General features: G+C 31.3%; 13 protein-coding genes. 5 read left to right on the forward strand and 8 right to left on the reverse strand.

Going from position 1 to position 12,706, the window contains the following annotated elements:
* Window positions 1-259: 259 nt before the first annotated feature.
* Window positions 260-772, reverse strand: a complete 513-nt coding sequence (locus HM985_RS11105) for a DUF421 domain-containing protein (protein ID WP_179376325.1) — start codon at window positions 770-772, stop codon at window positions 260-262.
* Window positions 773-981: 209 nt separating this feature from the next.
* On the opposite strand from HM985_RS11105, the gene gntA reads away from it, so the two are divergent.
* The 3 genes from gntA (at window position 982) to HM985_RS11120 (ending at window position 2,522) form a co-directional block, all read left to right on the forward strand.
* Window positions 982-1,674 (forward strand): guanitoxin biosynthesis heme-dependent pre-guanitoxin N-hydroxylase GntA, encoded by a 693-nt coding sequence (gene gntA / locus HM985_RS11110; protein WP_179376326.1) that lies wholly within the window; start codon window positions 982-984, stop codon window positions 1,672-1,674.
* Window position 1,675: 1 nt separating this feature from the next.
* Complete coding sequence (locus HM985_RS11115) at window positions 1,676-2,287, forward strand: DUF1989 domain-containing protein (protein WP_179376327.1); 612 nt, start codon at window positions 1,676-1,678, stop codon at window positions 2,285-2,287.
* Window positions 2,288-2,360: 73 nt separating this feature from the next.
* A complete protein-coding gene (locus HM985_RS11120; protein ID WP_179376328.1) occupies window positions 2,361-2,522 on the forward strand; it encodes a hypothetical protein in 162 nt (53 codons plus the stop codon).
* Between the two features lie 100 nt (window positions 2,523-2,622).
* On the opposite strand, the gene HM985_RS11125 is transcribed toward HM985_RS11120, so the two are convergent.
* The 7 genes from HM985_RS11125 to HM985_RS11155 all read right to left on the reverse strand — a co-directional run bounded on the left by HM985_RS11125 (window position 2,623) and on the right by HM985_RS11155 (window position 9,628).
* Window positions 2,623-2,970 (reverse strand): hypothetical protein, encoded by a 348-nt coding sequence (locus HM985_RS11125; protein ID WP_179376329.1) that lies wholly within the window; start codon window positions 2,968-2,970, stop codon window positions 2,623-2,625.
* A gap of 871 nt (window positions 2,971-3,841) precedes the next feature.
* A complete protein-coding gene (locus tag HM985_RS11130) occupies window positions 3,842-5,239 on the reverse strand; it encodes a nicotinate phosphoribosyltransferase (protein WP_179376330.1) in 1,398 nt (465 codons plus the stop codon).
* 284 nt (window positions 5,240-5,523) lie between these two features.
* Window positions 5,524-6,252 carry a LytR/AlgR family response regulator transcription factor gene (locus tag HM985_RS11135; RefSeq protein WP_179376331.1) on the reverse strand — a complete coding sequence of 243 codons (729 nt, stop codon included), beginning with the start codon at window positions 6,250-6,252 and terminating at the stop codon, window positions 5,524-5,526.
* Window positions 6,230-7,288, reverse strand: a complete 1,059-nt coding sequence (locus HM985_RS11140) for a sensor histidine kinase (RefSeq protein WP_179376332.1) — start codon at window positions 7,286-7,288, stop codon at window positions 6,230-6,232. The genes HM985_RS11135 and HM985_RS11140 overlap by 23 nt, the downstream gene beginning before the upstream one ends.
* A 20-nt stretch (window positions 7,289-7,308) precedes the next feature.
* On the reverse strand, window positions 7,309-7,659 hold the full coding sequence (locus tag HM985_RS11145) for a DUF4907 domain-containing protein (protein ID WP_179376333.1): 351 nt from the start codon (window positions 7,657-7,659) through the stop codon (window positions 7,309-7,311).
* A gap of 129 nt (window positions 7,660-7,788) precedes the next feature.
* Window positions 7,789-8,784, reverse strand: a complete 996-nt coding sequence (locus tag HM985_RS11150) for a Kelch repeat-containing protein (RefSeq protein WP_218843413.1) — start codon at window positions 8,782-8,784, stop codon at window positions 7,789-7,791.
* Between the two features lie 10 nt (window positions 8,785-8,794).
* A complete protein-coding gene (locus HM985_RS11155) occupies window positions 8,795-9,628 on the reverse strand; it encodes a hypothetical protein (RefSeq protein ID WP_179376335.1) in 834 nt (277 codons plus the stop codon).
* Window positions 9,629-9,908: 280 nt separating this feature from the next.
* Here HM985_RS11155 and HM985_RS11160 point away from each other — a divergent pair, with 280 nt between their 5' ends.
* Together HM985_RS11160 and HM985_RS11165 are read left to right on the forward strand one after the other, a co-directional pair.
* Window positions 9,909-11,213, forward strand: coding sequence for a DUF4270 family protein (locus tag HM985_RS11160; RefSeq protein WP_179376336.1), 1,305 nt, complete (start codon window positions 9,909-9,911; stop codon window positions 11,211-11,213).
* The gene (locus HM985_RS11165; protein WP_179376337.1) at window positions 11,206-12,441 is read left to right on the forward strand and encodes a hypothetical protein; all 1,236 of its coding nucleotides are present in this window, start codon (window positions 11,206-11,208) and stop codon (window positions 12,439-12,441) included. Before HM985_RS11160 ends, HM985_RS11165 begins: the two co-directional genes overlap by 8 nt.
* Window positions 12,442-12,706: the final 265 nt, after the last annotated feature.

Here is a 12,706-nt window from a genome sequence, read left to right on the forward strand (position 1 = left end):
GCAAATTACACGTTTTGTTATTGGCCTTAAAATGCAATAAAAAGAACATGAAATAGATAAGTGCTGTAATTAAAGAAACAGATGATATTACCGCTTTTATTTACTAAAAAAGGAATGTAAATACGGTATAAAGAAAGAGGAATGACGTACGGATCGACTTCATTCCTCTGAGCATACTATTTTTTAATTTTAATCTCTCATTGTCAAGATGAGTTATTTTATAAAAAACGAATCTATATTCTTTTTTAGATGATTAACTCTATAAATCTTGTGTATTTACATCAGATAACATTCTAGACTCAACAGCCCTATTTTCATCGTTATGAATTACAGATACATCACCTGTACTTTCAAAAACAACAGCTTTAACCTCGTTAAAATCGTGCACATTAGCTTCTCTTAATTTAGCTATTAAATCACTTTCTCCCACATTACAGCTTTTTAACTGCTTGTATAAAATTTTGCCATTCCACATTATAATCTGTGGTTTATTAGTAAATAATTGCTTCATAAATTTATTCTTACGCACTAAAAAAGAGAATAATGTTTGAAATGCGATGATAGTCGTTAAAACAATCCCACCTTTTAAAAGTGAATAATCTGTATTAAGAATAATGGAGGCCAACACGGAACCCACGGCAATGGTAGATGCAAAATCAAAGCTAGACATTTTTGCAAATGTTCTAAGTCCAAAAACGCGAGTAATCACAATTATAATTGTAAATATTCCTAATACCGAGAGTATTAACCAAAGGATGTCTTGTAGTGTCATAATTTATAAAGTTGAGTTAGAAGGTAAAATTAAAATTACTCTGATAACTTTATTAATCCAATTACCATACAAAATAGCTCAAATGATTTGCTCAAAGCTCCTCTTATCAACACATCATGAAATGAGCTAATTATAATATTAATAGAGTAAATCCTTTGTTTTTATCCCTCTTAAATTTGAGTATACAGTATAATTAATAAGATTTTGTGATGAATACAATTCCAAAAAACCATCCTTTATACCTTGCTATAGATGAAGATTATAAGGATTTTATACTAACACAAAAACATCCTTGTGTTATGGCTAAGACCTTATTTATGACAGACAAGTACCATCTCAATGTATACCGTTCTTCTCAACAGATTGATGGTTTAAAATTGCTATTAAACGATTTAGAGTCTTTTATTGACCAATATGATTTTGAGTCTCCTCTATTTGAATCGTTTTTAGCGGTCTTTCCGTTTGAACATTATGATTCTGAATTAGATTTCGAAAAAGCGTTGTGGCATACCCTTCAACAATTGCATGCTTTAGACGATTGCGAATGGGACACTTCGGTAAGTGATAACCCTCAAGATCCTAATTTTAGTTTTAGTTTAAAAGGGAGTGCTTTTTATATTGTCGGACTTCATCCGCAAAGTTCTCGCAAGGCACGCCAAAGTCCCTACCCTACCATTGTTTTTAATCTGCATTCTCAATTTGAGCAATTACGAGCCATGGGGACCTATAAAAAGGTCAAAAAGCGGATAAGAAAACGAGATAAAAAATTACAAGGACGTATCAACCCTGTACTTAAAGATTTTGGAAAAGAATCGGAAACGAAACAGTACAGTGGCAGAGCGGTAGACAGTACTTGGAAATGTCCTTTTCATAAAACCACTAAAGAAAAAACACTAAAATAGTATGAAACCATTAATTAATGTTATCGATAAACAATCGGGTGCAGCTTTCAAACTCAACAAGAATGACATCCTTACAGTAATAGATCCTATGGGCAAACAAGTGAGTGATATGGTTCTATTTAATGCTGACGATTATAATGAGAAATTATCCTCTGGAAAATCCTTAGACTTTGAAGAAAATTTATTGCTCACCAAAGGAAACTTTCTCTGGTCTAATCGGTCGCACAAAATGATGCAAATCTTAGAAGATACCAATGGACGCAATGATTTTCTATTGGCGCCATGCAGTCCTGAAACGTTTAAAATAATGTACAATTACAAAGGTGAGCATCCGAGTTGTCTTGGTAATTTACAGCATAATTTAAAACCATTTGGCATTGATCGAGACAGCATACCAACGGCCTTTAATATTTTTATGAATGTACAGTTTAATACCAACGGTAAGCTATCCGTACACCCTCCTACCACCAAACCTGGAGATTATATTCGGTTTAAAGCAGAGATGGATGTATTGGTTGGCCTCACAGCTTGCTCTGCCGAAGATAGCAATGGTGGCACCTTTAAGCCAATTCATTATTACATTGAAACGGCATCAAAACACACAACTCCATAGCTGTTATAGAATATTAATTTAAATAACAACTATTTATAAAAACAATCGATTACTAATTTAAATACATTAAACCATGAAGAAAGATAAAAAAGACCATCAAGAAACAGAACACGAGAAGCGTTTACATCAAAATGCAACAGATGAGAAAGGTCCATTAAAAGACGATCATTACAACCAATATGGGAAGCAGAATGAAACACGTCGCGAGCGTGCCAATAAATTAAAAGAGGATTAAAGTAATTTCAGCTTGCAATCATAGACAGTGTTAGTGTATAACAAAAAAAGTCCAATTATAAATCATTGGACTTTTCTTTATAATAAAACGTTCCAGAAGCTTATAAATCTTCATCCATATTAATATTAGCTTCATCCGAAATTTGAGATTCTGGGATGCTATTAAAAAATTCAGATAATTCTAAATCGGAATTTGGTCCAAATCCTAACAACATGGTCCCTTTTTCTCCTTTATTGGTTTCAATAACATATAAAATTGACATATCCGAAGGATCGCTCATCCCCTCATACCTATGTTCTGCTACTATATTAAGATCTTCTGGTTTATAAATGTGAGAAGAATCGTTTCCTAGCAACGTTCCATCCTTAAAATGAAAACCTGATGTGTATCCTTTTTCTTCGTAGATTTTCAAGTAATCCTTTTCATGTTTTGCAAATTCATTATCCATAATTCTAAGATTTTATATTCGCTTACAATGTATTTCAAACATCTTAGATCGCGTAACTTCATCCGTTTTCATATTAACTTAAATGCCTTAAGTATTATATAATTTAGTAACATTTATACATAGATTCAAGTTTCTTTGGCTTTACACCTTGCACTCATTAACAATCAACGGACTTGTCTTTTACTTTTCTAACCTTAGAGATGGTGCTGACTGAGCATAATTTATAGCTAATGAGAGTTCTTTTTTATTCTTAGATAGAATAGAAAGTAATATTGAAATGGAATTTTTTCTGTGATAAGAGCATTAAACTCTAAGCCGGAAGTATTGTTTTAGCTAATTTTTCTGCACCATTAAAGTCGTTTCTTTTATATTTATTTTCGCCTATTACTACATCTGCTAATACCAGGGCATTTATTGAAATCGTTGTTATTTCTTGCCGTAATACCTTTAATCAATAAACTATCTAATTTTGCTGTAGATTGTGTCCCATAAAACACTAAAAAAAATATTAAAATGTGATAAAAAAACTTCATCTAATTAGTTAGTATAACATACTGAATTAAGTGCTATACCGGTTAAAGTTACAGACAACAAGATAAATAGATATTGTTTTTATTATTAAATATTGAAAAGACTCACTTTCAATTATCTGTATTATTTCTAGATTTAAAAATTTTACTTAGCCCATTAAGTATTTGTATAACATAAAAAAAGGCAATTATTGCTAATTGCCTTAAATCATCATTATATTATTAATATAAAATCCCCTACAATCTTACATTAAAAATAGTATAGAAGCTTAATTTACAATTTTATGCCGCTTTTAACAAGTTTTTAATAAAAAAAAGGGCTTACCTGTTGAAATTAATAATTACAATTGATATTTCAACATCAATTTATCGCGCTCATTTTTTAATTTTTGACTCAAACCTATTTTATACTTATGCGGATTCTCAAAACGTTTATACGCTTCCGGAAGTTGTGCTAATCGGCTTTTAGAATAGTCAGCAATCGCCTGTACAGACCTAGGCGCATTAACTTTCTTACCATTTTCCATTACTTTTTCTAACAAAGGCTCATGTACAAAACCCGTAAGATTCAAACGCTTTGTAGGGTCATAAGCATGGGTCATTTCAGTAACGCTCGCTTCGCTAAACAGAGCAATAACATCTGCACCATAAAACATCCCGTTAGCGTCAATCATCCTAAACACTTGCTTTTTAGAAGGCAATGAGGTCTTTTCTATATTTTCCGAAAGCTTAATTCGTGGGGCTCCATTATAGGCCGATAACTTATAAACACCCCCTAAGGATGCATCGGGTTTCCCAGTGACTAAATTAGTCCCTACTCCAAAAATATCAATAGGGGCTTCTTGTTCTTTCAAGCTCTTAATAACATATTCATCTAACTGATTGGAAGCAATTATTTTAACGTAGCCTAAGTCTGCAGCATCCAAAACTTCTCGAACTTTTTTAGACAAATACGCTAAATCACCACTATCCAAACGCACTCCTAATAGCCGGTCACCGCTAAGCTCCATTTCCTTTGCCACAATAACCGCATGAGGCAAACCACTTTTTAGCGTATTGTAAGTATCTACTAAAAGCACACAATTATCAGGTCTAATCTTAGCAAAATCACGAAACGCCTGTAACTCATCCTCATAACTCTGAATAAAAGAATGCGCCATAGTCCCAGAACAAGGAAGATCATAATCCTTAGCAGCAACAACATTACTCGTACCATTAAAACCACCTATAAAGGCCGCTCTAGAAGCATAATAACCACCAGTAGCATGCGCTCGGCGTAAGCCCATATCTAACAACAGCTTATCCTTAGCACTATACCGAATACGGCCTGCTTTTGTAGCAATTAAAGTCTGAAAGTTGAGTAAGTTTAATAGGAATGTCTCTATAATTTGAGCCTCAATGATATTGGCTTCCACTTGTAATATGGGTCGATTCGGAAAAACAACATCCCCTTCTTTACATGAAAAAATAGTACCTGTAAATTGAAAGTTTTTTAAATAATCTAGAAATTCTTTTTCAAAACCATGCTCTTCTAAATAGCTAATATCTGATGCCGAGAATGCCATGGTTTCAAGGGTATTTAATACATCTTCTAATCCTGCAAAGATGGAATACCCTCCCTTAAAGGGGTTACTTCTAAAATAATAATCAAAAACAGCACGGCCATCAGGCTTAGTCTTAAAGTAAACTTGAGCCATAGTAAGTTGATAGAGATCAGTGTAAGACGCTGTAATAGTCATAGAAATAAGGTTTTTAAGAATGTAATGCTTTAGCTGTTCTGGTTTTGTAAGGGGCTTACCGAGCTACAAAACCATCTGATTCGCTAATTTATTAAATCTTAAAGCGTTTCTAATACACTTCTGTTATAAAATCATCACAATAATTTTATCAAGAATAGGATAAACATAAAGCATCACTCTCTAACGTTGTAATGCTTTGTTTATATCTTAAAAGAAAGAGATAAGAACGTAAGTGACCGCTATAGTACAAATCACTTTATACGTTCTTTATTTAGAAATTTAAGCTAGATATTTAAACGACTATATACCATAGATTTATAGCTTTCACCAATAGGAATCCTTTCGTTTTTAATAATGACTCTATTCTTTTGAACGGATGTTATTTTGTTCACATTAATAATATAAGAACGATGAACTCTAATAAATATATTCTCTGGTAACTTAGATTGAATTTCTTTAAAGCTCATTAAGGTCAATATCGCTTTAGAATCTTCTATTTCAATTTTTAAATAATCCTTCAACCCTTGAATCAGTTTAATTTTTTTGATGTCAATCTTCACATTTTCATACTCAGACTTTACAAAAATAAAATCGTCTTCATGTACTGGAGCATCACCTCCTGCTGAAGACAAGTTAAACGATGTATTAACATGACTTAATTTCAGCATTTCTTTAACTCTATTTACTGCTTTTATAAATCGAGGAAATGGAATTGGTTTAACTAAATAATCTACAGCATTAAGATCAAAACCTTCTAAAGCATATTCTGGATAAGCTGTAGTAAAAATAAAATAAGGCACTTTTCCTTCAAGAGATCTAATTAATTCAATACCTGAAATATTAGGCATTTCAATATCTGAAAACACTAAATCAATTGCATTAGTATTTATAAAGTCTAAAGCTTCTATGGCATTGGTAAATGTTTCTATAACATCTACAGCACCTAAGGCTTGACAGTATGATTCTATGACATCAATAGCTAAAGGCTCGTCATCTATTATTATGCACTTCATTATCATTTAGATTTAAGGTTAAATGAACTCTGTAATAAGATTTATCTTCATCTATAGTTAACTCGTAATTATTTTTATACAAATAGTTGAATTGGCTTTTTATATTCTCTAACCCAACACCCGAGTTTTTATCATCGCGCTTGTACAACCCTATAATATTCTCTATATAAAAGCTAAATTTTTTATCTACAACTTCAATCTGAATATCGATATGCGTATTACCTTTAAAATCTGTTCCGTATTTAAAAGCGTTTTCTATAAATGAAATAAGTAATAAAGGATAGATTTTTAGATTCTTAGTCTCCCCTTTTATATTAAGTTTAACGGCTTCAGTATTTTTTAATCGCAAACGCTGAAGTGCTATATAATGCTGTATATAGTTCATTTCTTTTTCTAAAGAAACCTGCTCATCTTTAGCTTCATAAAGCATATATCGCATTAATTCTGATAATGTTATTACAGCTTCTGGTGCACTATCAGATTTACTTCTTACTAGAGAATATATACTGTTTAATGAATTAAATAAGAAATGTGGATTTAATTGATTTCTTAAAAACTGCAATTTAATTTCTGTTTGTTCATTTTCTAACTCTTTAGACTCACGATCTCTTTTGTAAAAATCTACTACCAAACCAAAAATACCACCTAAAAGAAAGATAGAAAATGAAAACACCATTGGTATGGCGTGTCTCATTCCAAAAGGACCACCACCCGGTCGCTCAGGTCGGTTATTCATATTTCGGATCCCATTCATAATTGGGGTATCCATCAATTCTCTACTCACATAATTGTATAGTAATAAAAAGAGAATTGATACAAATATATAGATCATTAATTTACGCCTTAGTAATATGTAAGGTACAAAGATTGAATAATTCACATAGAACAAAATGGGCCGCATTAATTGCTTTAAATACATTTCTGAAGGTATTTCCCCTAAATCTATATAAGCCGTAAGTAAAGGAAATATACTAATACACAACCATACTATGATATGTACTATTAATTCTTTATAAGATATCTGTTTTGTGAACATGAATTATTTCGTAGAATCTATTAACTCTTTTTGAAACTAATAGCGTTAGCATCCAGATCATCAACACTAATTACTGGCATTTTATTTTCTAATAATTTACTCATTACAAGCTCACCAATTTTTTCGGCATCTTCCTTAGATTTAAACCCTTGTTTACCTTTTGCTGCTGGAATGTATTCTTGACGAATAAATAAATTTTCACCATTATACACTTCATAAATCCAAAGACTGTCTTGTTCCAAAACCTGCAAAGCATATGCTGATTCTTCTACAGTATTATTTTCATCATCAACAGATTGAATATAAAAAAACAATACAAATAAGATTGTTATACCTAAAAATACAGTTTTATAATTATAAAATTTTTTCATCTTTTTTTTTATTTAAAAAAAAGAGCCAGAAATAATGAAGGATATCAACATTATCCTGACTCTCAGTTGGCCATTAACCATCAATCACTACAGCAATAGCCTATCAATCAATCAATCTAAACTTCTTTTTTAGTTATCGTCGTCGTCTTGCTCTGCATCTGGAAAGAATTCCATGTTATCATCTAGATACAATGTTCCATTTCTACCTAAAGCTACAAAAGCACGTGAACCATCTGTGAACGCTATAGCATCTCTTCTTGCATAATTCTCAAAAGCTGTTTTCTCTTCCCAGCTATCGCTAGAAGGTTCATATTCATAAACTGTACTAATAGTTCCAGAGTAATCACCACAAGCTACATATCCTTTTCCATTAATTGTAAATGCAACGGCATTAGATCTGTAAATATAATCATCATCGTCATCATCAATATCGGTATGTTGTGTCCAAACTTCAGAATCTAAGTTAAAAGACCAAAAATCTAACTCATATATGCCATTACTAATTCCTGTAACCAAATATACCTCATTATCAATTGTAAAAGTGACACCGTCTCTTCTTTTATCTCCACCGAAACCATATATTTCTTCCCAAGAATCAGTTCCTGGATTGTATCTCCAAAAATCCTTTTTATCACTTCCGTCATAGCCTGTACCTAAATAACCATAAGTATCCGATCCAAAACCTACAGCACCATATCTTGCTGTACCAGCAAAATCAGCTATAGACGTCCATGTATTTGTATCAACGTTATATTTATAAAAATCAGATAATTCTTCATTAGTATCACCGTTATAACCGGTACCCATATAACCATCATTTCCAATTACAAATGCAGTTGCAGAACTTCTCTCTTCACCTGGAAAATCTGATAATTGTTGCCATGAATTAGTATCCATGTTATAACTCCAAAAATCGTTATAATAATCGCTACCGTCGTAACCTGCACCCATATACCCAATATTTCCAATGGTGAATGCAGATGAACTACTTCGGGCTTCTTCATTAAATGTCGATTTCTTTACCCAGTTACCAGAATCATCATCGTCATCGTCGTTGTTACAACTAGAAAATAGCGCTAATACGGCTCCTAAATAAAGCAGTTTTATGGCTGATTTGTTATTCATTTTTCTCATTTTACTTATTATTTATATTAAAACTAATTCCTATGTTTAGTGACAATGATTCACCTGAATCAAAATCATAAATATTATTATCATTTTCGCTTATTGTCAACTCACTATCAACCAAATAGCCAACATTAAAATTTGTTGACCAATTATTATCAAATTTAAAATTATAACCTAGCTCAAATTTTATAGCTTTAAACTCAAGCTCAGAATTATGGATTATTTGTCCATTCTCAATTCTATAATCAGAACCATTATATGCATAAATTGATTCTGGCTCTACTGTAAAGTCAAAACCATTTTGTTCGTTAAGTTCATAAAAAACACCTGTAATAGGTATCCCTATTTCATATCTTAATTTTTCATTCACATTACTAGCATACGATATTAAAGGGTAAAAGTCTGGTTTACCAAACAAAGCACCATAACCAACACCTAATTTTAAAGCAGATTTAAGCCCGTCCTTATACCAAGTCTTTGTGAAATTTGCTGAATAACTTAAAATAAAATCGTCATTAGAAATTTTATCATTAAGCGTTGAAGACAAATAAGGAACTAATACAAGATCCATTGTCCAATTATTAACTATAGCTTTTTTATATCTGGCAAATATTTCAACATTATGGATGGTTTCAAACATGCTATAATTGTGTGTTCTATCATAACTAACAAAGTCAATACTATTGTTAGTATAAGTCATCCCTAAACCTAAATTTGACTCTTTCAATAATGAGCTAAAATCTATAGCTATCGATTTGTTATCAAATTGAACATTATTCAAATCTAAATAATTTGAATACTCTAGGGTTACCAAATCTCCTCCTTCTGTAGTAGTGAACATTTTTTGCCCATAAGACGCTATAGAGAATAAACTAAAGATTATAAAATGTAGGGAATAATTTTTCATCGGGTGCTAACTTACTACCACAATCTTACACTCCAATTACAAAATATACATAGCCTATTTTTTTATAGACAAACACCATTTTTTAATCTATTAAACTGAGTCTTAACTTTTATAGTGTAAATACCCATTTCTGTCGATTAATATACACTGTAGGTATATTACACTTTTTATTACATCAATTGGTTAGTTGCTTTGTACAAATTAATCAAAACAAATGTTGAAATCATTTCTAAAATTATTTATGGGCATTACTGCATTATCGTTGGTAATTGCATGCTCAACAGACGCTGACGAAGATGGCGCAGTGGCTGGTGAAGACTTTACTGGCACAAACATTAGAGTTATCTCTATTGATACATTTGATGTTCAATTGTCTACCATGAAATTTGATTCAATCGTTACTTCTACTAGTGAACGGTTATTAATTGGTAAATACCAAGATAACGATATGGGGACTGTAAACGCCTCTACCTATTTACAAATTACTCCGTCATCTTATTCTTTAGATAATGACGCAATCTTAGATAGCATTGGTTTGGTATTAGGGTATGACACTTATTATTATAATGACACAACCCAGGTCTCTAATATTAATGTTTATAAGTTAAGCGACAGAATGACCTCGGATGATGACGATGATTATTATTACAATACTACTGAAACAGCTTACGAAGCAACACCATTAGTAAGTAAATCTTATTACCCTACACCTAATAAAGATTCACTTTATGTAACTCTTCCTTACGATTTTGGTGAAGATTTATTTAACGAGATTAGAGATAATAATATAACAGATTCAGAATCTCTTTACCAAAAATTAAAAGGGATAACGATTCAACCTGGAGATAGTGATAACAGTTCTGTAATAGGTTTCTCTACAACGAGTGATGTAACCTATATTAGATTTTACTATACCATTCCTGACGAATTAGAAACGGATGAGTATACATATGATATGACTATTAATTCGTATTACAATTATATAGATAGTGATGTAAGTGGCTTACCTCTTGAGGCCATTACTGATCAAGAATATAATTTAGTCTCAACTGAAAGTAACAATATTAGTTACAATCAAGCAGGTGTTGGTTATGTTACAAGAATAGAATTTCCATCAATTAAAGATATATATAATATAGGTAATGAAGGAACAGTATTAGACGCTGTGCTTTACATAGAACCAAATTCTAGTTCTCATTCTGATATACAACCTTTAAACGATGCATTATTGCTTTATACTATAGATCAAAATAATGATTTGGCAAGTCAAATATCCAATAGTGTAGATGTTGTAACAGCTGCAATCAATAATGATAATTCTGAATTTAATGAAATTGTATATACCGTACCTGTAATTGATTTTATTGATTATAAACTAAGTGAAAGTCCAGAAACAGAAGATGCACTTATATTAATTCCATCAGATTATAACTCTACTGTTAATAAAATGATTTTTAATGACAGCCAGAAATCAGACTTTAAAACTAAACTAATTGTAACTTATGCTGTATATGAATAAATCTAAGTCTATTTTTATCTTGGCCATGTTTTTGGGGTTATATAGCTCCGCTCAAAATAATCTTACTGGATCCCCATATTCTCTTTTTGGTCTAGGTGTAGAAAACAATTCTAATACAGGAAGAAATAGTGGACTTGGTAAAACAGGTATTTCTCTAGATGCAAATCAAGGAATTAACCTATACAACCCAGCATCATTTGTAACCTTAAAAACAAATGAAATTACATTTGATTTTGGTGGTTCTGCAGAGCTAATTAATCTTACTGGTGGTAGTGATCTAAGCGAGCAAAACACCACTTACAATTTCACGAATATTTCGTTAGCTTTTAATCGTGATGATAAATACGGGGTTGGTTTAACTTTAAAACCGTCGACTACTGTTGGATATTCACTTATTGGTCTACAAAATAACATAGAAGGAAGTGATGAAGAGTTCATCTCAAATATTGATGGTACGGGTGGCTTAAGCGAAATTAGACTAGATTATGCAAGAACTTATTTTAAAAATCTAAACGTTGGGGTAAAAGCTTCTTACTTATTTGGTAAAATTGAAGAAACTGAGTCTATAGTAACATCAAGTAGTTATTTAGAAATTGATGAAACCAATTATTATAGCGGTGCTCAACTAGGGTTAGGTTTACAATACAATTTATTTGATAAACATAATTTTGGACTTACAGTAGATCTACCCACCGTTTTAAAAGGCACAAAGGATACTTATATCTCAAAATATTCTAATGATGCCTTAAGCGAACTTGAAGATACCGAAGATGAATCTATAGATAATTTTTATTTACCTTTAAAAATGGGTTTTGGCTATAGTACTAAATTTAAAAATCTACTTTTAACAGCAGATTATAATAAGAGTTTTTGGTCTGCTACAAATCAATCAGATGCAATTGGGGATTATAAAGATCAAGACATTTTTAGCTTAGGTGGCTCTTATTCTATAGATCCTACAAGTTACAAATATTGGAAACGTGTAGATTTTAGAATGGGGTTAAACTACAACTCGGGTTATCTTGAGGTAGATAATACTAACATTGACACCTATTCTACTTCTATTGGTTTAGGCTTACCCATAGGCAGACGATCTGTAGTAAATATATCTTATAGCTTAGGTAGAAAAGGAACCACTGACAGTATCCTTATTAAAGAGTATGTAAATACTTTAAATATTAATATTTCATTATCTGACTTATGGTTTCAACAGCGTAAATATGATTAATTCATAATTTTTATAATCCCTCTAAAATTATAATTACTTAACTCTAAAATTGGTTGTTACCTAAGACAGTCGGTTTTAGAGTTTTTACGTTAAGTCTATTTCTTTATAAGGTTCTCAAGATTAATATATTCTTGTTTTGATTGAATAGAAAAATGAGTATAAATCAACTTAACTAAAGACATATCACAAGAAAAAAAGCTTAAATTCTTCTTGTATTTTGCATTTTAAAACTATTAAGTCATCAATATTATATTAAAAATAAAAC

Source organism: Winogradskyella wichelsiae, assembly GCF_013403925.1.
Lineage (GTDB): Bacteria > Bacteroidota > Bacteroidia > Flavobacteriales > Flavobacteriaceae > Winogradskyella > Winogradskyella wichelsiae.